The sequence below is a fragment of the Lactobacillus sp. WILCCON 0149 genome (genome assembly GCF_057197965.1).
This window is the reverse complement of sequence record NZ_JBUBHO010000001.1, coordinates 690138-714286: the sequence shown is the minus strand read 5'-3', so window position 1 is coordinate 714286 and position 24149 is coordinate 690138. Positions and strand designations below refer to the sequence as shown.

At 50.6% G+C, this 24149-nt stretch carries 21 protein-coding genes and 1 tRNA gene; 7 read left to right on the top strand and 15 right to left on the bottom strand.

The features are described 5' to 3' along the window. Positions 1–5 precede the first annotated feature (5 nt). Positions 6–79, bottom strand: a tRNA-Arg gene (locus ACYVUV_RS03440). A gap of 232 nt (positions 80–311) precedes the next feature. Between ACYVUV_RS03440 and ACYVUV_RS03435 the strand changes: the two genes are divergently transcribed. The 4 genes from ACYVUV_RS03435 to cysK all read left to right on the top strand — a co-directional run bounded on the left by ACYVUV_RS03435 (position 312) and on the right by cysK (position 6252). Beyond that, the gene (locus ACYVUV_RS03435; RefSeq protein WP_439774804.1) at positions 312–2690 is read left to right on the top strand and encodes a Xaa-Pro dipeptidyl-peptidase; all 2379 of its coding nucleotides are present in this window, start codon (positions 312–314) and stop codon (positions 2688–2690) included. A gap of 112 nt (positions 2691–2802) precedes the next feature. Beyond that, complete coding sequence (locus ACYVUV_RS03430; RefSeq protein ID WP_439774803.1) at positions 2803–4185, top strand: MFS transporter; 1383 nt, start codon at positions 2803–2805, stop codon at positions 4183–4185. A 328-nt stretch (positions 4186–4513) separates the two neighbouring features. Then, on the top strand, positions 4514–5296 hold the full coding sequence (locus tag ACYVUV_RS03425; protein WP_439774802.1) for a homoserine O-succinyltransferase: 783 nt from the start codon (positions 4514–4516) through the stop codon (positions 5294–5296). A gap of 32 nt (positions 5297–5328) precedes the next feature. Beyond that, on the top strand, positions 5329–6252 hold the full coding sequence (gene cysK / locus ACYVUV_RS03420; RefSeq protein ID WP_439774801.1) for a cysteine synthase A: 924 nt from the start codon (positions 5329–5331) through the stop codon (positions 6250–6252). A 175-nt stretch (positions 6253–6427) separates the two neighbouring features. Here cysK and add read toward each other — a convergent pair whose 3' ends face one another. The 3 genes from add to ACYVUV_RS03405 form a co-directional block, all read right to left on the bottom strand. Then, positions 6428–7420, bottom strand: coding sequence for an adenosine deaminase (add, locus tag ACYVUV_RS03415; protein ID WP_439774800.1), 993 nt, complete (start codon positions 7418–7420; stop codon positions 6428–6430). A gap of 216 nt (positions 7421–7636) precedes the next feature. Next, positions 7637–7978 (bottom strand): HIRAN domain-containing protein, encoded by a 342-nt coding sequence (locus ACYVUV_RS03410; RefSeq protein ID WP_439774799.1) that lies wholly within the window; start codon positions 7976–7978, stop codon positions 7637–7639. Between the two features lie 115 nt (positions 7979–8093). Further along, positions 8094–9116 (bottom strand): zinc-dependent alcohol dehydrogenase, encoded by a 1023-nt coding sequence (locus tag ACYVUV_RS03405; protein WP_439774798.1) that lies wholly within the window; start codon positions 9114–9116, stop codon positions 8094–8096. 109 nt (positions 9117–9225) lie between these two features. Between ACYVUV_RS03405 and ACYVUV_RS03400 the strand changes: the two genes are divergently transcribed. Beyond that, on the top strand, positions 9226–9768 hold the full coding sequence (locus ACYVUV_RS03400) for a TetR-like C-terminal domain-containing protein (protein ID WP_439774797.1): 543 nt from the start codon (positions 9226–9228) through the stop codon (positions 9766–9768). A gap of 81 nt (positions 9769–9849) precedes the next feature. Beyond that, on the top strand, positions 9850–10779 hold the full coding sequence (locus ACYVUV_RS03395; RefSeq protein WP_439774796.1) for a DegV family protein: 930 nt from the start codon (positions 9850–9852) through the stop codon (positions 10777–10779). Positions 10780–10866: 87 nt separating this feature from the next. On the opposite strand, the gene ACYVUV_RS03390 is transcribed toward ACYVUV_RS03395, so the two are convergent. The 3 genes from ACYVUV_RS03390 to ACYVUV_RS03380 all read right to left on the bottom strand — a co-directional run bounded on the left by ACYVUV_RS03390 (position 10867) and on the right by ACYVUV_RS03380 (position 14165). Beyond that, the gene (locus ACYVUV_RS03390; RefSeq protein WP_484498990.1) at positions 10867–11982 is read right to left on the bottom strand and encodes a vitamin B12 independent methionine synthase; all 1116 of its coding nucleotides are present in this window, start codon (positions 11980–11982) and stop codon (positions 10867–10869) included. 430 nt (positions 11983–12412) lie between these two features. Further along, positions 12413–12892, bottom strand: a complete 480-nt coding sequence (locus ACYVUV_RS03385; protein ID WP_439775399.1) for a helix-turn-helix domain-containing protein — start codon at positions 12890–12892, stop codon at positions 12413–12415. A gap of 85 nt (positions 12893–12977) precedes the next feature. After that, a complete protein-coding gene (locus ACYVUV_RS03380) occupies positions 12978–14165 on the bottom strand; it encodes a chloride channel protein (RefSeq protein WP_439775398.1) in 1188 nt (395 codons plus the stop codon). 246 nt (positions 14166–14411) lie between these two features. Here ACYVUV_RS03380 and ACYVUV_RS03375 point away from each other — a divergent pair, with 246 nt between their 5' ends. Continuing rightward, complete coding sequence (locus ACYVUV_RS03375; RefSeq protein WP_439775397.1) at positions 14412–16187, top strand: oleate hydratase; 1776 nt, start codon at positions 14412–14414, stop codon at positions 16185–16187. Positions 16188–16286: 99 nt separating this feature from the next. On the opposite strand, the gene ACYVUV_RS03370 is transcribed toward ACYVUV_RS03375, so the two are convergent. The 8 genes from ACYVUV_RS03370 to ACYVUV_RS03335 form a co-directional block, all read right to left on the bottom strand. Continuing rightward, complete coding sequence (locus ACYVUV_RS03370; RefSeq protein ID WP_439775396.1) at positions 16287–17738, bottom strand: APC family permease; 1452 nt, start codon at positions 17736–17738, stop codon at positions 16287–16289. Positions 17739–17763: 25 nt separating this feature from the next. Continuing rightward, positions 17764–18135: a hypothetical protein gene (locus ACYVUV_RS03365; protein ID WP_439775395.1), complete on the bottom strand. Its 372-nt coding sequence runs from the start codon at positions 18133–18135 to the stop codon at positions 17764–17766. Positions 18136–18246: 111 nt separating this feature from the next. Continuing rightward, entirely contained in the window at positions 18247–19467 is a 1221-nt protein-coding gene (locus ACYVUV_RS03360) for an MFS transporter (protein WP_439775394.1), read from the bottom strand. Between the two features lie 252 nt (positions 19468–19719). Then, positions 19720–21057, bottom strand: coding sequence for a type I glutamate--ammonia ligase (glnA, locus tag ACYVUV_RS03355; RefSeq protein ID WP_439775393.1), 1338 nt, complete (start codon positions 21055–21057; stop codon positions 19720–19722). Between the two features lie 146 nt (positions 21058–21203). Then, the gene (locus tag ACYVUV_RS03350) at positions 21204–22451 is read right to left on the bottom strand and encodes a methionine gamma-lyase family protein (protein WP_439775392.1); all 1248 of its coding nucleotides are present in this window, start codon (positions 22449–22451) and stop codon (positions 21204–21206) included. Then, on the bottom strand, positions 22448–23374 hold the full coding sequence (gene miaA, locus ACYVUV_RS03345; RefSeq protein WP_439775391.1) for a tRNA (adenosine(37)-N6)-dimethylallyltransferase MiaA: 927 nt from the start codon (positions 23372–23374) through the stop codon (positions 22448–22450). Before miaA ends, ACYVUV_RS03350 begins: the two co-directional genes overlap by 4 nt. An 80-nt stretch (positions 23375–23454) precedes the next feature. Continuing rightward, entirely contained in the window at positions 23455–23856 is a 402-nt protein-coding gene (locus tag ACYVUV_RS03340; protein ID WP_412137351.1) for a rhodanese-like domain-containing protein, read from the bottom strand. 64 nt (positions 23857–23920) lie between these two features. Next, the gene (locus tag ACYVUV_RS03335; RefSeq protein ID WP_439775390.1) at positions 23921–24148 is read right to left on the bottom strand and encodes a YqgQ family protein; all 228 of its coding nucleotides are present in this window, start codon (positions 24146–24148) and stop codon (positions 23921–23923) included. Between the last annotated feature and the right edge of the window lies 1 nt (position 24149).

The window sequence follows — 24149 nt, the reverse complement described above, 5'->3', positions numbered from 1 at the left end:
AATCATGATTCGGGTGAGATTCGAACTCACGACCCACGGTTTAGAAGACCGTTGCTCTATCCAGCTGAGCTACCGAACCGTTATGCTCCGACGCAACAAATTAAGTATATTAGACCAGGGATAAATTGTCAAACATATTTTGGAAAAAAGTTGCTTTTTTTCTTGACCATTTTTCCCTTGACAAAAAGGAAGCGGTTTGCTTGCATTAACTTGAGAACTTGCTTAAAAAACAGCTAAAAAACTGGATAAAGCAAAAAAGATTCCATAACCCATAGATGTAAAGATACAAAGTTATAAAGATGAGGTAAAGCATGAAATACAATCAATATGCCTACGTTGAAACCAGTCCGGAAAAGGCTGCTGAGGAGCTGCTGGCGATCAACTTTTTGCCGGAAAACTACTCTTCCCTTTCCTTTAGTGAGCTCCTGGCCGTCTTAACCGGCAATGTCCTGGCTGAAGCCACGACCCGCCAGGCTAAGGACGCTAAATTGGCGGAATTTGCCGTGGATGACCAAACTGACCTGGCCGCCTTTCTCTTGAACACGCCAACTGCCATCACCGCCAGCCAGTTTGCCAATGTTGCCCTGCAGCTGTTAGGCTACCACCCAAACTACGACTACAGTCTGACTGATCCTCTTTCTTGCGGGAAAAAGCATGCCCTGCCAGCCTTTAAAGATTTGACCAATAAGGAAGACTTGATTTTTGCCTTCTACCGCCTGCTCAACACCCGGAGCAAAAACGGGCAGATCATTTTAGACGTCATGGCCGGCAAGGGCTACTTCACCCAGTTCTGGGGAGAAGGCAAGTTTATGTTCTTTAATGGCAAGTCCCTGCCAGTTTTTGACACCAGCCAGGTCATCCGCGAAGTCGTTTACGTGCAAAGCGACCTGGACACGGATGGAGACGGGGAAGGCGACCTTTTGCCAGTCACGGTCTTCCGGCCTGTTGAAAGCCAGGACCAGCTGAAAGTTCCAGCCCTTTACACGGCTTCACCATACTTTGGCGGGATCATCGACAATGTCAAGACTAACCACAATGTTGACGAGAACCTGACTGACGCGACCACTTGGACCAATCCTAAGTACGTGGCCAAGCCCTTAGTTAAAAGTCCTGCCCCAAGCGACCAGGACGTGCCAGCGACAGAACTGGCAACCGGCCAGTCTTCATATGGCTTAAACGAATACCTCCTGGCCCGGGGCTTTGCCTCCGTCTTCTCCGGGGCCATCGGCAACCGGCACGGGGACGGGATCCGGATCACCGGGTCACCGGAAGAAACCATCTCCCAAAAAGAAGTCATCGAATGGCTGACTGGGGACCGGGTAGCCTATACCGACCGGACCCGCCGCTTTGAAACCAAGGCCAGCTGGTGCAGCGGCAATGTCGGCATGACTGGCCGCTCTTACCTGGGCACTTTGCAGATTGCTATCGCGACAACCGGGGTCAAGGGGCTGAAGACGGTGGTTTCTGAAGCCGCTATTTCCTCCTGGTATGACTACTACCGGGAACACGGCCTGGTTGTCGCGCCAGGCGAATGCCAGGGCGAAGACATGGACAAGCTGGCCGAAGTCTGCCAATCCAACCTCTGGGATGGGGGCAATTTCACCGCCAAAAAGGCTTATGAAGCAGAACAGGCAGAACTTTTTGCTGGCCAGGACCGGGCAACTGGCCAATACTCTGACTTCTGGGAAGCCAGAAACTACCGCCACCACGCTGATGGCATCAAGTGCTCCTGGATCTCCGTTCACGGCTTAAATGACTGGAACGTCAAGCCAAAGAACGTCTACAAGATCTGGCAAAAGGTCAAGCAGTTGCCAGTTGAATCCCGCCTCTTCCTCCACCAGGGTCCGCACTACAACATGAACAACCTGGTTTCCATCGACTTCACCGACCTCATGAACCTCTGGTTCGTCCACGAGCTTTTAGAAGTGGAAAACGGGGCTTATGAACAATGGCCAAAGGTCATGATCCAGGACAACCTGGAAGCCGACAAGTGGCATGAAGAAAACGACTGGGCCACCGACCTGGGCCAGGCCAGCCTCTATTCACCAACGGCTGACGGCGACCTGTCAACGGTTGAAAATGGCCAGGGCCAGCTGACCTTCACCGACCTAGGCGGGACAGAATTCAAGAAGGCCGGCATCAGCGAGACTGACTGGGAATACCAGTTTATCAGCGGGGAGGAAAAATGGGCCAAGGCCAGCCTCCGCTTTGAAAGCGAGGAATTCCTCCACCCGACTACCCTGGTCGGCCGGCCAAAGGTCCGGGTCCGGGTGGCGGCAAGCAAGACTGTCGGCCAATTGTCCGTTGCCCTGGTTGACCTGGGAACCCGGCAGCGGCTGACGCCAACGCCAAAGATTTTTGCCAGAGGAAACCAGCCCTTCGGCTTCCGCTTCGGGGCAGACTCCTTGCAGGAATTCGTCCCTGACAAGGCCACTAAGGCCAAGCTGATCACCAAGGCCCACATGAACCTGCAGAACTACCAGGACATGAAACAGCCAAGCAAGCTGGAAGCCGGCCAGTTCGTCGACCTGGAATTTGAACTGCAGCCGACTTACTACACTCTGCCTGCTGGCGCTAAATTGGGCCTCATCATCTACTCAACCGACCAAGGCATGACCAAGCGGCCACTGGAGAGCGAAGACTACACGGTCGACTTAGCCGGAACTGCCCTTTTGCTCTACCGGAAATAATTGCCTGGGCAAAAAATTACGAATTATGCTAGAATAGCTTTATCGAAAATATTTTTATAGGCTGTCGCGGAGCTACCGCTGACAGCCTTTTTGTGCTCTTAGAAAGGTTTTTATGGAAAAATCAAGCAAAGTCAACCTCGCTATTTTCAGCGCTGGGCTCATGACCTTCATCGGCATTCTGAATGAAACCTCCATGAACGTCGCCTACCCGCTTTTAGTCAAACAGTTCCACCAGCCCCTGGCAACCGTCCAGTGGATCACTACCGCCTATCTCTTGACGGTCACCATCGTCATGGGGACCACCGCCTACCTGCTCAAGCAGGTCCCGGCCCGCTGGCTGCATTTAGGAGCCGCCCTGGCCTTCATTTGCGGCTGCGTCATCTGCGCCTTAACTTCCAGTTTCCCGCTAATGCTGGCCGGCCGGATCATTCAAGGGATCGCTACCGGCTTTTCCACCCCGATCATGTTCCAGCTGATTTTCACCCAGGTCCCTAAAGAAAAACTAGGCCTCATGACCGGTTTTGCCGGCATGATCATCTCCTTTGCCCCGGCCTTGGGGCCAACTTATGGGGGCTTGGTCTTGACCATGGCCAGCTGGCGGATGATCTTCTGGCTGCTTTTGCCCCTGGCCTTAGTCAGCTTAATCGGCGGCCAGGTCTACATCCGCAACCAAGTTGCCCGGCAAAAGGGAAAATTTGACGCTCCTTCCCTGCTCTTGCTGGGTCTGGCCCTTTTTGCCATCATCTATGCCCTGTCTTTAATCGGGACCAGCAATCTGGCCTGGATCCTGCTTTTGGCCGGAGCAATCCTCTTTGCCTTCTTCCTTTTTGTCAACAAGCGCGGAGGCAGCCACCTGCTCAACCTGGCAATTTTTAAAGAAAAAACTGTCTGCCTGGCCGCTTTAACCTACTTCTGCCTGCAGCTGGTCAACATCGGCCTGTCTGTCGCCGTTCCCATCTATGCCCAGTACGCTTTGGCAGCCAGCAGCTTGATCAGCGGCCTGGTTCTTTTGCCAGGGTCCTGCGTCGGCGCGATCATCTCGCCTTTTGCCGGAAAAATGGCCGACAAGCGGGGCTTCAAGTTTCCGCTGACCCTTGGCGGCTGCCTCTTTCTCTTGGGCAACTGCCTGCTCTTAGTCCTGCAGCCCCTTTTAACCCCGGTCTTGATCGTTGTCTGCCATATCGTGATCCGGTCCGGCTTCAACTTGAGCTTTGCCAACACCATCTCCAATGCTTCAACTCTAGTTGAGCGAAAAAACGTAGCTGACGTCAATTCCTCTTTCAACATGATCCAGCAGTTTGCAGGTTCAGTCGGCGTCAGCCTGGCCACGGCCTTGATCTCCCTGGCCCAGAAAAACGGGCAAGGGACCTTGGCCCAAAGAAGCTACCAGGGCGGCAGATATGACTTCATCCTCTTCAGCTGCCTGGCCCTAGTAACCCTCCTGGCTATCTGGCGGAATTTCCGCCTGCAGGGCGGAAAAAATAAAGAAAATTAGTTTTCTGTAACTTTTTTCTAATTTTTCTTGTCAAAAGAAAAAATACCAGTTATACTTGCAGTAACTAATTTAGGAGGTAAGCCAAATGTTCAACAAGAATCTGTTCAACGTAAACATGACTGCTTGTTGTTGTGGATTGTGTCTTAAGCAATCCACTATTTGGCTTGGACTGGAAAGCTAGAAGCAGACCAGAATTCCAAAAATATCCAAATAACTTTGGTTGTTTAAGACGCGTAGAGCTCAGCTCACGCGTCTTTTTGTTTTCCCTGATTTCCCTGCTTTTATTAACTATTGACTGCTATTTTTTCAAAAAGGACTGACAAACAAGATGAACAAGAAAATCGGCATTCTCAACTTGATGCATGACAAAATCGATACTCAAAAGAGGTTCAGCTATGTCATCAAAGAGGCCAGCCCGGAAACTGACATCACTTACTTTTACCCCCAAAGCCACTATCTAAACCGGCCCTTGCCCGAAAACTGGCCGGCAGAGCCCTTAGATCTGGCAAAAGTTGCAAAGCTGGACGGCTTTATCGTCACCGGTGCTCCGATCGAGCAAATTCCTTTCACCGAGGTCGACTATTGGGAAGAACTAACCCGGCTCTTTGCCTTTTTAAAGGCTAAAAAGATTCCCCAGCTTTATGTCTGTTGGGGCGCCATGGCGGCTCTCTACTATTTCTACGGGATCGGCAAGCATCCCCTGCCGGAGAAGATTTTCGGCATCTACCCCCAGGAGATCCTGGCTCCCGCCCCCCTGTTAGATGGCCTGGTCACGGGTTTCCGTGCCCCGCACGCCCGCTATGCCGAGATGAACAGGAGCGAGATTGAGCAAGAAAAAGCCTTGACCATCAATGCCACTACTCCAGACGGCCATCTGACCCTGGTCACCGGACCTGGCCAGCAGGCCTTTCTCTTCAGCCACCTGGAGTACGGCCCCCAGGCTTTTAGCAAGGAATACCAGCGGGAATTATCCGCTAGAGGAGGTGATGACCGGAACCTAGCGAAACCGCAGCGGTATTTCGCGGATGAAGCCGCCATGTCCCTGCCCCAGTTCACCTGGGAGTCCACCCAGCAGCACTTTTTTAAAAATTGGCTGCAAAGCATCAGATAATTTTTATGAATAATTTTCAGGAGGAAAAAACTATGTCAACTGACCGCATTTACGGCAACATTTTGGAAACTATCGGCCACACCCCAATCGTTAAGTTAAACCGGGTCGTGCCAGAAGGAGCAGCCGACGTCTACGTCAAGCTGGAATTCTTCAACCCAGCCGGTTCTGTCAAGGACCGGATCGCCCTGGCCATGATTGAAAAAGCAGAAAAGGAAGGCAAGCTTAAGCCTGGCGACACTATCGTCGAACCAACTTCCGGCAACACCGGGATCGGCCTGTCAGCTGTGGCCAGTGCCAAGGGCTACCACTTGATCATCGCCATGCCGGAAACCATGAGCGAGGAAAGAAAGAAGATCATGCGGGCCTACGGGGCTGAGCTGCTCCTCACTCCAGGCAAGGACGGGATGCCGGGTTCTATCGCCTTGGCCGAAAAGCTGGTCAAGGAAAAGGGCTACTTCATGCCAATGCAGTTTGAAAACCCAGCCAACCCGGCAATCCACGAACTGACTACTGGTCAGGAAATCGTCAACGCTTTCGCAGGCGACCTGCCAGACGCTTTCGTGGCCGGAGTTGGTACTGGCGGCACCTTGACCGGGATTGGCCGGGCCTTGAAGAAGGCCGGCGACGTCAAGGTCTACGCCCTGGAGCCTGCGGAATCCCCGCTTTTGAAGGAAGGCAAGAAGGGGCCGCACAAGATCCAAGGTATCTCTGCCGGCTTCATTCCTAAGACTCTGGACCAGTCCATCTACGACGGGATTGTCGAAGTTTCCAGCGAGGAAGCCTTTGCAACGGCCAGAGAAGTTGCCCGCCTGGAAGGCTTTTTGCCAGGGATCTCTGCCGGGGCAAACATCCACGGGGCTATCGAACTGGCTAAAAAGCTGGGTGCCGGCAAGAAGGTGGTCACTGTAGCGCCGGACAATGGGGAACGCTACCTGTCAACTGCTCTGTACCAGTAAAATAGATACAAAAATAAACAATAGAATCAAAGAATCAAAACAACTGAAGCAAAACAACAGAATCATCTAATTTAGTACTTAACACCTTGCTTAACATCAACAACTAATCAAAAAAGACTGCATCCCTGGGGATGCAGTTTTCGTTTGCCTTCTATTTGCATTTATCGGTATCGGCTTATTCTTCCAGCAAGGACAGCAGCCGGTCTTTTTCCTCCTGGCTGGCAAAAGCTGCTCTAACCGAGTTCAAGTAGAGCTGCTTTTCTTCGGATTTAGTCAAGCCCTGCTCTTCCATGAGCTGGTATTCATGTGGCAGGTTGGTGGCTGAAACGGTCATGTTGTCGGTATTCAAGGTCACCCGCAAATTCTGCCCCAGCATGGAGCGGAGGGGATATTCCGCAATCCGGTCAAAAACCTTGGTGTTTAAGTTTGAGCTGGCGCAGCATTCAAGAGTAATGCCGTCTGCAGCTAACTGCTTAACCAGGCTTGGATCTTCTTGGCAGCGGATGCCGTGACCGATTCGCTTAGTTCCTAGAGCCAGAGCTTCTCTCATCGATTCTGGCCCCATCGCTTCGCCGGCATGGATGGTGTAAGGAATCCCCCATTCTTTGGCCTGCTGGAAAAAGGGCGCATACTTGCGGTTGGCTACTTCTTCATTTTCCGGGCCCGCCAAGTCCAAGCCGGCTACCCCCTTACCAAAGAAGTCTTTAGCTACTTTCACCGTTTCCCGGTTGGCTTCATCCTGGCCAACCAGCCGCATCAAGCAAAGCAGGAAGTTGGCGTGCAGGTCGTCACCTTCCTGCTCCTTTTGCCAGGCGTAAAAATCGTCTCTGCCGTCAAGAACTGCTTGAACAGCTTCTACCTGGGTCAAAGTTTCCGTGTGCCGCTGGGGGGCAAAGCGGATTTCCACGTAAACCAGGCCCTGGCCGCGCAATTCTTCCAAGAGTTCTCTGACAATCAAGCGGAGGTTTTCTGCCGTCTGCATCAAGGACAAGGGAAAGTCAAACTTTTCCAGGTATTCGTCCAGGTTCCGGCAGTCCGGGCTGACTGAAAGTCTTTTTCGCAAGTCGGCTTCTGGCAGGCTTTTGCCTTCTTTAGCCAGCAGTTCACGGACGGTTTGGTAAGGCACGGAGCCATCTAAGTGCAGGTGGAGGTCAATTAGTTTTTTCATGGTGTCTTTTACCCCTGTAAGAAAATAATTGTTACTATTCTAGCACCATTTCTGCTTTTTTAAAGGATATTTTTTGCAAAAAGCTTTTTAGCGATTGACACAAATTGGACGACTCTGACATATTGTTCGGAATTTGCTGAAATGCTTTTTCTTTTAAAAATTAAAATCCTGCTTGAAAGCAACATTGCTGTCTCAAGCAGGACTTTTCACGGCAAATTAATATTGTCTGCGTTTTTTATAAATCTTTTTAACTTTTTCAAAACCGGTCTCTTCCAGCTCGCAGACCAGCCCTTGCGGCAGGACGTAGAGCACCCGGCCTGTCGCTCCGTCGTCGATCAAGTCGTACAGGCGGCCGGCGCTGCGGCTTTCGCCCAAGACCGTGTAAGGGCTGTTGGCCACGTAGCCAATCTTGCCGAGAGCCCTGGCTTCAACCCGAATGGCTTCTTTGTCATACTTGTTGTCAGGTTCCTTGTACAAGGTCACCCGCATCCCAGGCTTGAAAACTTCCGTGCCATAATAGTGGTTGCATCCTGCCACGGTGAAAAAGATGTCTTCCATACTGTCGGCCTCCATTCGTGCATGTATAGTCAATAGTTAATTTTTACAAAAAATACTTCTACGTTAACTATAATCCTGCCATTTTCCGGTAGCAAGGGCTTTTTGAAAAGCTGTTTTAGTTTGGCTTAATAATGACGTTCAAGGCCCTGGTCGGGTCACTGGCCGTTTCTAATCCGGTCACGATCTGGTCCAAAGGATACTCCTGGGTGATAATTTTCTCCAAAGGCCACTTGCCGCTGGACATGATAGCAAAAACGTCCTTGACGTCTTCCGGGAAGTAGCCGCCGGAGCCGATTAGGCTCTGCTGGGCATAGGTCATGTGCAGCAAGTCTACCTGCCGGGGCTTGTTGTTGACGGCTACAGCCACGAAACGGCTGGAGATTTTGCCAAAGTCAAAGAAGTCGTCCAGGATGCTGGTTGCGCCGGCCGCGTCAACCCACTCATCGATGTCAGCCACTTCTCCTTTCAGTGACCGGTCCTGGCCAAAGTAGGCCTGTGCCTTTTCCCGCCAGTCTTCCTTGCCTGGGTTGCAGACCTCAAAGCCAAGTTCCTTGGCAATGTTTAAACGGAAGTCCGCCAGGTCACAGATCATGACCTTTTCCATGCCAAAATGTTTCAAGGCAACTGCCGCGGCAATGCCGATCGTGCCGGCACCGAAGACGATGCCGTGTTCTCCGGCCTGCGGGTTGCCTCGCCGGGCTGCTCTGGTGCCGACCGTGAATGGTTCAGTCAAGGCTGCCAGCCGGTCGCTGATGGCTGACGGGACCTTGTAGAAGGACCGGTTCAGCTTGGCTTTTGGCAAGAGCATGTACTGGGAAAAGCCACCCAAGGTACCTGCTCTTGAAATATCGTTCTTGGCCAAAAGCGGGTACGGGTAAATCCGGTCGCCCACCTGCACGTCCTTGACGTTCTCCCCGACCTTGACCACCCGGGAAACCGTCTCATGGCCAAACTCTCCGCCCGGTGTTACCTTGTGACCGGTGTTCGGGCCGTGCTGGTAAACAGCCACGTCCGTGCCGCAGATGCTGGAGTAGATGTTCTGCACCAGAATGTCGTCGCTGCCGCATTCATCAACTGGCAGTTCCTTGACTTCAACATGTTTTTGTCCGTAATAAATTGCTGCTTTCATTGTTTTCATAATTGATCACTCCTTTACTTATCAAGTTTATTTGCTTATGATAGTTTTGACAATCAGCAATTTTCCAATAAGTGTTGGAACTTTGGAGATCTAGTAAAGGATTTTTTTCATGAATACAAAAAACAACCAGCAGTTCCGCCGCAGCCAGGACTTGATGGAAAAGGCCCTCCTCACCCTGCTCAACGATCCAAAAAAGCCCAAAATCACCGTCAGCGCCATCGTCAAACAGGCTGGCATCAACCGGTCGACTTTTTACGCCCACTACCTGGACCTGCCAGACATGCTGGACAAGACCGAAAGCAAGCTGCGCCAGGATTTGATGGCTGACTATCCGCACTCCGTGCCCTTGAGCGAGCCGTCCTTCGTGCCCTTCCTCAACTTCATCAAGAAGCACCGGGACTTCTACGTTGCCATTTTGAAAACCAGAACGACCTTCCCCCTAAGGACCGAGCAGGAACAGCTTTTCAGCCTGGTGATCGATCCGCTTTGCGAAAAAAACGGTATGAAAGATGAAGACGTCTACGTGCTGATCGCCTTTCAGTCAGCCTTCACCATGATTCTGCGCTACTGGGTCGAAAACGGCTGCCAGGAGAGCCCGGAGGAAATGGCGCGGACGATTTACCAGACTCTGCCAGCCTGCCTGCAGCAATAATCTGCCAAACTTGCTCATTCATCCTATTTTAACTAAAATTAACGTAAAAGCATCTCTATTAAATTTGGGAGGAAAAATAACATGAAAATTGCTGTTCTGACTGACAGTTCTGCTTACTTGAGCAAGGAACAACAAGAGAAATACCACATTGACGTGGTGCCAATCCCCTTGATTTGGGACGGAAAAACCTATTACGACTTAGTTGACATCGGCTATGAAGAATTCTATGAAAAAATTTCCTCTAGCGAGACCCTGCCAACCACTTCCCAGCCAGCTTTGGGCCAGATCATGGAATTCGTTGACCGCTACGTAAAAGAGGGCTACACCGACGTAATTGTCTTGCCCCTGTCTAGCGGACTCTCCAGCTCTTACAGCACTCTGGTCAACTATGCCGCAGAAGAAGACAGAATCAAGATCCATCCATTTGACTGCCGCATTACCTGCGCGGGTCTGGCTGACTGCGCGATTTTGGCTGCTCGCTTGGCTAATGCCGGCGCGAGCGTTGACCTCATCATGAAAGACCTGGAAGACTTGCGCAAGACCATTGGCGTCCGTTTCTTGGTCGACAACCTGGCCCACCTTAAACGGACCGGCCGCTTGTCAAACGCCGCCAGTTTCATCGGTACTCTCTTGCACATTACGCCTATCCTAACCATGGACGTGCAAAAAACTGGCCATATCTCCGCCATCGCCAAGGAACGCCATTACAAACGGGCCTACAAGCATATCCAAGAGGACTTCCGCGATCTGACTGAAAACAAGGACTACCCAATCCAGGCTGCGATTTTGGATGCGGCTAGCCCTGAGCGCGGCAAAGAATGGCTAGACGACTACTGTAAGACTTTTCCAAAGGACAAGTTCTATCGGACAATCATCGGTCCAGTCGTTGGCGTTCACTGCGGGAAAAACACCATCGCCATCATCTGGTGTAGGGACTTAGACAGCTATTTTGACGAAAACGGCCAGCCCCTTGAAAACGTTGAATCAGCTGAAGTCGGTGAAAAGTTCTAGCTAATCCAAAACATGATAAGCAAAAATAAACTCCTGTGCATTAGCCTGCACAGGAGTTTTTGTCTGTCTTACTTAGTCAGTTTACTCTTATTCGCCCCAAACTTCGTCAGCGACTTCCTTGATGAACTTCAGCTTGTTCCATTCTTCTTCTTCAGTCAAGGTATTCCCTTCTTCAGTTGACGCAAAACCGCATTGCGGGCTGAGGCAGAGGTTTTCCAATGGCACGTAACCGCTGGCTTCCTTCAAGCGGGCGATAACCGCGTCCTTGTCTTCCAGCTTCCCGAACTTGGAAGTTACCAGGCCCAGGACGATCTTGACATTTTCCCGGCCGTTCCAGACCTGCTTGATTGGAGCCAGGTCGCCTGATCTGTCTGAGTCGTATTCCAGGAAAAAGCCGTCATAGTTCAATTGGGCCAGGTAAGGAGCAACTGGTTCATAACCACCGGAGAAAAGGAAGGTTGACTTGAAGTTGCCCCGGCAGATGTGGGTAGTGACCGTCAAGTCTTCCGGCAGGCCTTCCAAAGCCGCATTGATGACCGTCACTGCGCTTTCCGCCAAGTGGACGTACTTGGCGTGTTCTTCTGGATTGTCCTGGCTTTCATTGAGCTTGCTGATCAAAAAGGCCCAAGTAGTGTCGTCAATTTGCAGGTAGCGGCAGCCAAGTTCGTAGAAGTGCTTGATGGTTTCATTGTAGGCCTTGCCCAAGTCAGCCAGATAGTCTTCCCAGCTGGCATAGAATTCTGGCCAGTTGTCAGACCGGTTGTCTCTGAAGAGCATGGTTGGTGAAGGGATGGTCTGCTTGGCTACCGCGTCACCAGCTGCCTTTTTGGTAAAGAGGAAGTGGTCGAAGAATGGATGGTCAGGGTTGTAAGCTACCTTGCCGCCCAGTTCCGCATTGTCAGTCCGGGTCTTGGCCCCATGGAACTTGTAGCTTTGCTGGTAGTCGTACTTGATTACGCCTTTAAGGCCCCACAAGAAGTCCAGGTGCCACCAGCTGCGGCGGAATTCACCATCAGTTACGGCTTTCAGACCCACTGCCTTTTCCTTTTCAACCAAGTCGCTGATCCACTTGTCTTCCACCTTGGTCAGTTCTTCCTTGCTCAACTCCCCGGCCTTAAACTTAGCCCGGGCATCCTTTAATTCCTGCGGCCGCAAGAAGGAGCCAACAATGTCGTAACGGTATGGTGCGGATAATTTAGTCATAACTAATTCCCCTCTAGCAAAAATAAAATCAATTCAAATCAAGTATCAAAACAGATACTAAAACAACAGAAAACGATAAAACACGATTGCCGGGCACTAAAAAAGCGCGCCCCCAACTGACTCAGTCAGTCAAGAGACGCGCCTAGCGTGTTACCACTCTTCTTCAGTCTGGCCTCGCGGCCAAACCCTCAAAAGCTTCCTAATGAAAGCCCAACGCTATACCGGGCGCTACCCGCAAATGGCTTGCCTAAGCTCACCATTTGTTTATGCTCCAAGACCATCTTCACTGCCTTTGCCCTCGCCGGCTCTCAGCTAACCCGGTTCTCTGTAGAAGGCTGCCAACAGTTACTCATCTTTTCTCAGCAACCGTTAATCTATTTGTCATAATCTTAAAACTTTTGCCAGGGTCTGTCAATCCTTTTGGGCAAAATTAATTTTGACTATTTCTCAGCTTATGCAACTTGCACAAGTAGCTGACCCCGCTGACGAAAATCACCAGCAAACCGGAAAACAAGAAGAGGTAGCCAATCGGCAGAAGATAGAAGTTTTCGTGCAAAAAGCCTTGCTTGTCCACGTACTCTACCGAATTGGCCTTGATCAAAAAGCAGATAAAGCCGACTAGCATCAATCCTCCGCCGATCAAGGCCGACCAGAAGTTGAACTTGGCCCGCTTGGTTTCACTTGCGTCATTGATTAATTTGTCAGTCATTTCAGTTCCTCCTAAAATCAGTTCGTCCAAAGAAAGCTGAAAGGTCTGGCTGATGACGATTAAAGTTTCAAGATCGGGCAAATTCTTGTCATTTTCCCAATTGGATACTGCCTGCCGGGTCACATGGACCTTGGCCGCTAATTCTTCCTGGGTCAAGCCTTGGTCCCGGCGGAGTTTCTTGATCTGTTCACTAAATTTCATCAGTCATCCTCTTTCTGTTTTGCTTTCAACTCTTAGCTTAGGAGAATTTTGGCCTTTAAACAAGCAAGCCTGGCTTGCAAAGGAATTATTTCCGGGGAAATAGTCGCTTGCTCTGGAGAATTTTCTCACACAACAGGCAAACCAGGATAATGACCGGAGCCAGACGAAGGCTGAACAAGAAGACCAGCAAAAGGGCTACCAGCTTAGGTTTGCCGACAATCACGCTCACGCTGGCCGCGGTCAAAACAGCCACCAGGAGATTTTGGGACCAGGGCAAAAGCAAGGCCAGGCCCATCCCTAAAGCAACTGAACAAAAAATTGCCGGGAAGATGGTTCCCCCTCTCCAGCCCAGACCAAAGCCAAAGTTGGTCAAGAGGCACTTGCCAAAGGCTAAGCTGATTAAAAAGGCCGGCCCTAATTTGGCCGCCTGGTCAACCAGGTCCCACATGGTAAAGGCCCCGGACCAGAGCAGGTAGCTGGATAAAAGGCCACCGATGCCCAGCAAGAGGCCGCCCAGCATCCCTTTGAGCAGGTAATTTGGTATCGTCTCACCCAATTTTGCCCCGATTTCTTCAAGTTTCAAAAAGAAGTTGCCAAAGGCCAGACCCAAGGCAAAAGCCACTGGAGTCAGCAGGATTCCCTGCCAGGTCCAGGCCACCTTTGCCAAGCCAATCTGGAAGACCTTGGCTTCCGGGAAAGCCTTCAGCCACATGGCAAAGCTGCAAATGCCCAGGCAGGTCCAGATAGTATAGCTGACCTTCTGCCGCCACTTCTTGGCAAAAACATCTTTTAAAGGCCCTTCTGCCGGAGAAAAAGGTCTGAACAAGGCTAAAAACTGTTCTTTAAAAGACGCTTGGGGCAGGTCCGGGTCAGTCAAGTAGTTGGTTAACTGCTGGCCCATGGCGCTTGACTGGCGGGCAATAATCCCTGTCATGGAAGCTTCCGGCCCCACGCTGGCCCCGCCAGCCAGAATAACCGTCCCGTTGACCCAGGTCCGCCAGCTGGCTCCTGTTACCTTCCCGGTTTCCTGGAATTCAGCCAGGATTTGCTTGATCGTCTTGGGATAGGCCCCCACCTTCAGCTGCAATAGGCCAATCACCAGGCCAAACAAGAGGCACTGGAGCAGCAAGAGACCCGGATGGGCCAAGATTCGCTTAGACCAGAAAAGGGAAATCAATTCGCTGGAAATTGTCAAAAAAATCCCTGCTCCTAAACCAATCAGCAAACTAAATATACTTGCATAGATAAAAGCCAGGCTTTTCAACCGCTTCATATACAATATCCTCTCCAATCCTTAATCTGCATCATTCCATGATAACAAATTTCCCCGGCAACTTGAAAGCTTTTTCTCGCCCTTCTGCTTCAACTTAATTTTTCTTATCCAATCGCCATTTTCTATACCTGTACCCAGTTCTTTAAGGAAAAATTTATTTGAAAGCGTTTTTGATAAATGCTAGAATGCAAGGTGAAAAAGGAAAAAATATCAGAAAACAGTTAGCAAGTACATGAGGTGAATGAGATGTATTATTCAAACGGTAATTACGAAGCATTTACTGACGCTAGAAAGCCAAAAGACGCTGACAAGAAGAGCGCTTATGTCATCGGGGGCGGCCTGGCTGGCTTAGCTGCCTGCGTTTTCATGATCCGCGACGGGCACATGGATGGCAAGAAGATTCACTTGCTTGAAGAAGAAGCCCTGGCCGGAGGGTCCCTGGACGGGATCAAGCGGCCGGAATACGGCTACATCATCCGGGGCGGCCGGGAAATGGAAAATCACTTTGAATGTCTTTGGGACATGTACCGGTCAATTCCATCTTTGGAAATTCCTGGTGCTTCCTACCTGGACGAATACGCCTGGCTGGACAAGGATGACCCTAACTCATCCAACTGCCGCCTGATCCACCACAGAGGCGACCGGGTGCCAACTGATGGCCAGTACGGCCTGGGCAAGTGCGCCGGGGAAATCGTCAAGCTGGTCATGACTCCGGAAGACAAGCTGGAAGGAATCTCAATTGAAGATTTCTTCTCTGATGAATTCTTTGAGACCAACTTCTGGGCTTACTGGGCAACCATGTTTGCCTTTGAAAAGTGGCACTCAGTCATTGAAATGCGCCGCTACGCGATGCGTTTCATCCACCACATCGACGGCTTGCCGGACCTGTCAGCCTTGAAGTTCAACAAGTACAACCAGTATGAATCTATGACCAAGCCGCTTTTGGCCTACCTGGAAAGCCATGACGTTGATATCTGCTACAACACGCAAGTAGAGAACGTCGTAGTTGATACCAGCAATGGTGAAAAGCTGGCCAAGAAGCTGATCCTTACCAGAGACGGGGAACACCAGGAAATCGACTTGACCCCGGACGACCTGGTTTACGTTACCAACGGGTCAATCGTTGAAAGCTCAACCTACGGCACCCACCACACTCCAGCGCCAATCACCCACAAGCTGGGCGGCTCCTGGAAATTATGGCAGAACCTGGCTGAGCAAGACGAAGCCTTTGGCCACCCGGAAGTTTTCTGCGAAAACATCCCTGAAAGAGCTTGGTTCGTTTCCGCGACCATGACCATGAAAGATGCTACTCTGGAGCCATACTTCGAACGTTTGACCAAGCGGGACATCCACCAGCACCGGGTCAACACCGGCGGGATCATCACTGTCACTGACTCCAACTGGATGCTCTCCTTCACTATTCACCGTCAGCCGCACTTCAAGGACCAGAAGGAAAACGAAACCGTTGTGTGGATCTACGCCCTTTACTCAGACACGCCAGGCAATTACATCAAGAAGCGGGTCGTAGACTGCACTGGTGAAGAAATTACTGAAGAACTCCTCTACCACCTGGGCGTGCCAGACGATTTGATCAAGAAGTACGCCGGCGATGACTATGTCAACACTGTTCCAGTTTACATGCCTTACATCACCGCTTACTTCCAAATGCGGAAGAAGGGCGACCGGCCGGCAGTCGTACCAGCTGGTTCAGTCAACCTGGCCTTCATCGGCAACTTCGCTGAATCTCCGACCAGAGACACGGTCTTCACCACTGAATACTCAGTCCGGACCGCCATGGAAGCTGTCTACACCCTGCTTAACGTTGACCGCGGGGTACCGGAAGTCTTTGACTCAGTCTACGACATCCGGGAGCTTTTGAAGGCAACCTACTACTTAAACGACAAGAAGCCAATCGACCAGATGGACCTGCCGCTGCCTAAGATCGCGGTCAAGGGGGCACTGAAGAAGGTCCAAGGCACTTGGCTGGAAGAATTGCTCAAGGAAGCAAAATTGCTTGAATAGGCAGTTACAAAATAAATGAATAGATAATATTAATTGCAAGCAAAAAAGAGAAGCACATCGCTTCTCTTTTTCTTTTGCCTAAAAACATAAAATAGTTTACTACGCTTCTTCTCCGTCGCGCTTTCTCTGCCACTTGGCAATGAGCGGCAAAATTACGCCCAAGCCGATCATGAAGAGGGGTTCAACGATGTTCAAGATCAGCATGTGGGTCCACTTAGCCGTCCCGAACTTGGCGTCGATCGGCACAATCCCGAAGGTGGCCCCGGTCAAGGTCACGATCAAGCACCACCAGCCAACAAAGATGGCAAACTTCCGGTTCTTGATGTAGACGTAAGCTGACGGGTAGTCTTCTTCATGCGTCCGCACCTTGATGAAGGCCCAGAAAAGCAGGCCAGTCACATAAGGTGATACGATCCCGTTCAAGTTCAAAAGCTGGTTGAAGATATCGTTGACCGTTGGCAGAGTTGAGCTCAAGAAGAGCAAAACTGAGCAAATGAAGGTCGTCAACCAGTAGCCGTTGATTGGCAGGCCGTTCTTGTCCACCTTGGTTAATTGCTTTGGCAGGTACTGCTTGGCCGTGTCAGACAGGAAAATCCGGGCACCGCCGTCGACCAGTACCGCCAGCTGGGCCAGCATGTATAAAGCCTGGGTGATGATAAAGGCATACAAGAAGAAGTTGCCCATGCCAAACTTTTCCCCCATGGCCTGAAAGGCGTAATAGGACCCATTCATCTTCAAGTCATCCGGCAATTTGTGGGCGTTAAAGAAAACGCCTAAACTGAAGGAACCGAAGATGGTCAAAAAGCCAGTCATCGCGGCCAGCATGTACATGGCTTTCGGGAAGTCCCGGGGACCATTTTTCATTTCATTGACATAAGGGGCGACGAATTCGCTGCCGTTCATGGCAAAAATCAAGAGGCCCAGGGACATCATGAACTTCATGTCAAAGGTCGGCAGGAAGTTCTTGAAGTGGAAGGGCTGGGTCGCTACCGGCCGCCCCTCGCCCAGGTAGGCAAAGGTCATAATGACAAAAAGAATCGTCATCACAAACATGGCCCCGCCCCCGATAATGGACAGCCATTGCAGGGAGTTGGCAAACTTGTGCTGGAAGAAGATGAAAACCACGAAGATCAAAGCCGTGAACAAGGCAAAGACCCAGTTGGACATTTCCTTATCATCCAGCGCCCGCCCCTTAAAGAGCCAGGCAAATGAAATAACGGTTGAGTTAGCCACGTCAACCAGGTAAGGCAAGGATACCACCCAGTAGCACCAAGCCGTAATATAGCCCATCCGGTCACCGGAAGTGTGCCGGATCCAGGAGGACAGGCCGCCCCCTTCTTTGGCAAAAACGCTGCCCAGGTGGCCGACCATCATTTCATAAGGAATGACGAACAAGACCAAGAGCAAAATCCAGTCACTGACGACAGCCAGGCCCTGGTTTTGAAAGTTGTAGATGATATCATCGAAACCAATCACGGTCACGAAGTCCATCAGGGCGATCACCGGCCAGGAAATATATTTCCGCTTGCCGGTTTCATCTAAAGAATCCATGCTTTTTTCTTCTTCCTCCTTACTTTTATGCAATAAAGGAAATCATGATTTCCAGCTGCATCAAGGCATTGATAGCGCCAGGCAGGGTTTCTTCACTGACCGTCTGCTCAATCACGGCATGATCTTCGTCAAAGTCAAAACCGGCATCCATGACCATCCCGGCCGCGTACTCGTTCAAGTCCTCGTTTTCTTCCATGGGGTTGTACTTGTACATGAGGCTCCCGTCATCGGTCACCGTGTACTCGTCTCCATTTTTTTCAACCAGGACAAAAGGCTTGCGGCCATATGCATCGACCAATTCGTTTTCCACTTGGACAACCGTGTCTGACCAAGGGTTAAAAACCGTCTGCCCGGCCACCCAATTCACGTAGTCTGCCTTCAATTTCTCGATTTCCATTATCGCTGTCTTCCTTCCAAAAAATTTACGCTATCTTTCATTATAGCCAATTATCGGGTAAAAGAAAAACCAGCCTGACGGCTGGCTTTTGATATTTTCAAATATTTACACTTAATGCTTATCAATTGCCCCGTTGAGGCGCTTGCGCCAAACCAGGTAAACGATCAAAGCCAGCGGTACCACGATCAGCTGGATTAAATAGAACCAGCGGCCCGGCAGAGCCTTGGCCACGACCCCAGCCAGCATTGGCCCAAAGGCCATGGCGATGTCCAGACCCAGGTAAAAGGTGGAGCTGCCCAAGCCCTGTTCATTGGCCGGTGACAAAAGCAGGGCCGTTGACTGCAGGACGGAGTAGATCAAGCCGTAGCCGATTGCCATCCCGGCTGCCCCCAGGGCCATCATCCAGTTGCTGTTCATGTAGGCTAAAAGGACCAGGTAGATGGCCGTAGCCACCAGGCTCAGCCAGAACCAGACCCCAAAGCGGACCGTGTCAAAGTAATTCTTGAGGAAAGTCCGGATCAAAAGCAGGACAATGGCGTAAATGAAGAAGTAGCTCCCTACCGCCACTGGCATATGCATCTTGGCCACGTAAGTCACGATGTCAGCCTGGGTGACGAAGTAAGGGATGCCGAAGCAGGTCGTCAAAAGTGCTACCGGCAAAGCGTTGACGGAAATCAGCTTGAACTGCTTCTTTTCTTTTTGCCGGGGACTTGGGACAGCCCGGTTGCCGACGAACTGGATGATGATGATCATGATCAAAGTTGCCGCGGCTGGCAGCATCATGGTTTCCCGGTAGCCAATCACTTTGTAGAGGTTGATTGAAATAGCCGGGGCAATGGACATGGCCAAAGCATTCATCAGCCCGTACAAGCCCATAGCCGCCCCGACGTGCTGACGGGGAACCAAGAAGGCGATCCAGGTGGTCATGCAGACGGTACAAAGAACGAAGCCAGTCCCGTTGATGATTCTGAATAAGAGCAAGAGCTCCCCGTTAGGCGAAACAATATAACCCACGATCCCGATAAGAATCAGCACCCCGCCAATAAAAGACAGCTGGTACTTGGAGAACTTGTCAGTCAAGTTGCCGGCAATTGGCCGGAGAAACATGGCCGCGAAGCTCATGATCCCCACGATCACCCCGGCTAAAATGCTGCTGGCCCCCAGGCTTTCAGCATAGCCGTTGATCAAAGGATTGTTGAACATGGTCCCGAACAAAAACAGGAAGGAGGCAGTCATAACCAAGATGACATCTTTGGAATAAATTGACTTGCCCTTTTCCTGCTCCATCCGCCCGGCTTTGGCCGGGGAAACACTTGCGCTCTTGCTGCTCACTATATAACCTTCTTTAGTCTTAATCAATTATAATGATTTTTGCTTAAAAACAAATTAGATTTTACCATATTTCGCCCTTCTTCGCTAAGGCTGGCAAAAATCTCTTTGCCTTTTTTCTATAATTCAGCAATAAAGCGCTAGCAAAAGCCTGCCTTGCTTAAGATAATTAAGTCTGATTTCTTCATAAGAAAAAAAGCCTGCCCAAAAGGCAGACTTTCTGATTAGTCAATGATAAATATCGTATTCTGAATTTTAGTAGTTGAAGTAGCGCTTTACTTCCCATTCTGAAACTGATTGAGTGTACAGAGCCCATTCAGTTTCCTTCATTTCCAGGAAGCTGTCAACAATGTGTTCGCTGAAGGCAGACTTGATGACTTCGTCTTCCTTAAATGCCTTGATGGCGTTGTGCAAGGTTGATGGCAATGGCTTGATGCCCAGTTCCTTGCGTTCGTCGTCAGTCATTTCGAACAGGTTGGAAGTTACAGGTGCCATTGGCAGCTTGCCTTCCTTGATCCCGGTCAAACCAGCCTTCAGGCAGGCTGACAGAAGCAGGTATGGGTTGGCAGTTGGGTCAGCTGACCGCATTTCCAGACGGGTGCCGACTTCGTTGGCGTTAGGAATCCGGACCATTGGTGACCGGTTCCGGCTTGCCCATGAGATGTAAACTGGAGCTTCAAAGCCTGGGATCAGCCGCTTGTATGAGTTGACAGTTGGGTTAGCCACGCAGGTAATAGCGCGGGCGTGTTCCAAAATCCCGTTCAAGAAAGTCAAGGCAGTAGTTGACAGGTGGTATTGGCCATCCTTGTCGTAGAAGGCGTTCTTGCCGTCCTTGAAGAGGGACATGTTGGTGTGCATCCCGTTGCCGGCCAAACCTTCAACTGGCTTAGCCATGAAGCTTGCGTACAGGTGGTACTTGCGGGCGATAGTCTTGACAACCATCTTGAAAGTTTGCAGCTTGTCGGCAGTTGCCAAAGCGTTGTCGAAGCGGAAGTCGATTTCTTGCTGGCCGTCGCCAACTTCGTGGTGGGCAGCTTCTACGCGGAAGCCCAGCTTTTCCAAAGTTTCAACGATTTCCCGGCGGCACTTGGCGCCTTCGTCTTCAGAAGCCATGTCGAAGTATGAGCTGTGGTCAGAAACTTCAGTAGTTTCTTCCCCGTTCTTGCCTTCCTTGAAGAGGAAGAATTCAGCTTCAAAACCGATTTCGAAGTCGGAGAAGCCCATTTCCTTCATTTCAGCAACAACCTTCTTCAAGTTGTTGCGTGGGTCACCTTCAAATGGAGTGCCGTCTACGTTGTGGACTGAGCAGACCAGGCGGCCGATGGTGCCTTCTTCAACAGTCGTCCATGGCAGAACTGACCAAGTTGACAGGTCTGGGTACAGAACCATGTCACTTTCTTCCAGACGAACGAAGCCGTCGATTGATGAACCGTCAAAGCGGGTTTGGTTGCCCAAAACGTCGTCCAATTGGCTGACTGGAACTTCCAAGTTCTTCAGCGTGCCGTTAATGTCAGTGAAGGCCAGACGCAAAAAGCGAACGTTCTTCTCTTCTACATCTTTACGGATTTCTTCTTCAGTAAATACCTTGCTCATGTTCTCACCTTTAAAAATCAAGAATAAATTTACGATCAACTAATCAATTGGCTCTGTGCTAATCGATGCTTTAAAGATACCACTCTGACCGCCTGAGGTCAAATTGGTCTAAAGACTTTTTTAATAAAAAAAGTCTTTTGTTACTTTTACTTAAAAAACAAATGATTTACGGCATTTGTAACCGCTATTCTATCGTGAGCATAAGTTAGACCACCTTGCATGTAGAGGGCATAAGGCGGCCGGATAGGGCCATCTGCAGAGAATTCCATGGTCGAACCAGAGACGAAATTGCCGGCGGCCATGATGACTTTATCTTCGTAACCTGGCATGTCGCTTGGGATCGGCTCAACGAAGGAGTCAATTGGCGAATTTTTCTGTACTTCTTTGGTGAAATTGATCATCTTTTCCTGATCGTTGAAGATAATCGTCTGAATGAGGTCAGTCCGCGGCTCATCCCACTTAGGCGTTACTTCACAGCCCATCTTTTCCAAAAGGGCTGCTGAGAAGATCATCCCTTTGATGGCTTCACCAGTCGTGTGCGGAGCCAAGAAAAAGCCTTCATAGAATTCGTGCATGTTGGTCAAGGTGGCCCCTTCTTCCTTGCCAATCCCTGGCGCCGTCAAGCGGATAGCCGCGTTTTCAACCAGTTCTTCTTTGCCGACGATATAGCCGCCAGTCTGGGCGATCCCGCCGCCAGCGTTTTTGATCAAGGAGCCAGCCATGAAGTCTACCCCGTATTCGGTCGGCTCATGCTTTTCGGAAAATTCCCCATAGCAGTTGTCGACGAAGACTAAGCTCTCCGGGCTGACCTGTTTGACAAAAGCGGTCATTTTCTTAATCTGGTCAACCGTGTAGCTCTGCCGGGTATCATAGCCACGAGACCGCTGGATGACCACGATATGGGGCTGGTCGCGCTTAAGGACCTTCTCAGCTTCCTCATAGTCGACCCCGCCTTCACTGTTTAAAGGCACGTAAGAGAAGTTGATCCCTTTTTGGATCAAGGTCCCCCGCTTCTTCGGGGCCAAGCCGATTACCTGCTGCATGGTGTCATACGGCATCCCGGTCAAGTAGGTCAAAGTTTCGCCAGGCAAAAGGTTCCCATCTAATGCCACGGCTAAAGTGTGGGTGCCGGAAACGAACTGAGGCCGGACCAGGGCGTCTTCAGTGTGAAAAACCTGGGCGTAGATAGCTTCCAGCTTCTCTCTGCCAATGTCATCGTCCCCGTAGCCGTTGGTCCCCTTCAGGTCAGCTTCAGCCACCTGGTGGTCAACAAAGGCCCTCAAAACCTTCTCCTGGTTATAGACCACCTGGTCGTCGATTTCCCGCAGGCGGGGTGCGATTTCCTGGTCAACTTCGGCCAGGATTGCCTTTAATTCTTCTGGTAATTTTTTCATTTTTCTTCCTTCATCCATTCTTCTATTCTGACAGCAATTCTATTGGCGCAGTTTGGGTCGGTCAAGGGGTCATACCACTCAACCGGCAGCTTGTTTCTAAAGTAGGTCAATTGCCGCTTGGCATAGCGCCTTGAAGCCGTCTTAAGGGCGGTCACGCAGCTTTCCAGGCTGGCCTCGCCTGCAAAATAAGGGAAAAATTCCTTATAGCCGATGGCCTGCAGGACCTGGTGCTCACCTGCCCGGTTGTCGTAGACAAAGCAGGCCTCTTCTAAAAGCCCGGCCTCCATCATCAAATCCACTCGCTGGTTGATCCGCTGGTAGATGGCATCCCGGTCACTGTTTAAGCCGATGATCAAGTAGTCATAGCGGGGCTTGATTTCTGCCTGCTGCTTGGAAAAAAGCCCGCCCGTCCGGCTAATCACGCTAAGTGCCCTAAGGCTTCTTCGGCTGTTAGCCACAGGAATCTTTTTGGCTGCTTCGGGGTCTTTCCTGTTTAATTCATCCCACAAGGCCTGGGGGCCGTTAGCTGCTAAAAAATCCTCCCATTCCGGGTCCACGCTAGCTGCTTCTTCTTCCTTGTCGCCCAGCTGCATGTCGTTTAACAAGGCATTGACGTAAAAGCCGGTACCGCCCGCGATGATGGGCAATTTGCCTTTCCCCGCGATCTCGCCGATAGCTGACCGGGCCTCATCGACGAAATTTTTAACGGAAAAGTCTTCAAAGACCGAATGGGCATCCACCAGGTAGTGTTTGACTTCTGCCTGCTCTTCCGGGCTGGCCTTGGCCGTGCCGATGGCTACTTCTTTGTAGATCTGCATGGAGTCGCCAGAGACGATTTCCCCGTCCAATTTCTTGGCCAGCTCGATGGCCAGGCTGGTCTTGCCCACGGCAGTCGGCCCGACGATAGCCACTACTTTCTGCATAAATTCCTCCTGCAATTTTCTCTTCTATCATCATAAACCAAAAAAGCCTGCTTGAGAAATTTTCTCAGCAAGCTTTCAGCTTAGTTCTTGGCTGCCTTCTTGCGGCCGTCCCATTGGGAGAAGCCGTCTTTGAGATAAAAGACCTTGGCAAAATTGTGCTTGCGCAGGATGCTGGCGCAGCGCAGGGTCATGGTCAAAGAGTCCGAATAGAGGTAGACCGGCAGGTCTGGCCGCAGTTCGGTGTATTGGTACTTGAACATGGTGTAAGGGATGTTTCTTGCCCCGTCAATATGTTCATGCTTGAACTCATCGGCTTCGCGGACGTCGATGATCTGCGCCTTCCGCATCCCGGCCTTGAATTCCTCGTTGGTCAGTTCCCCGCCCAGGCGCTTGGCCTGGATCCGGTTGTAAGCCCAGAAGCCCAGAAAGCCCAGCAGGATGACGCCTAAGATGACGTCAAGAACGATTAAAAAATTGGTCATGTGAAAAAAAGCTCCTTCTTGCAAGTCTTATCTTATAATAACGCTAAATTCAGCCTGGGGCTAGCTAGTCCAGCCTTTTTTCCCGCTCAAGCCGCTCTTCGTATTCGTGTTCATGCTTTAAGACCAGCTTGGCGTTTAAATAGAGTTTTTTCTCTAAAACGCCTGCCTTATACAAGTTGTCCAGCTCAATCGCCATTAGTTCGATATCCCACTTTCTTTTGCCCAAGTGGACCAGGATGCCGTATTTTTTCAAAAGCTGCTGGACATCGTAAAGATTTTTCAAAACAGTCATT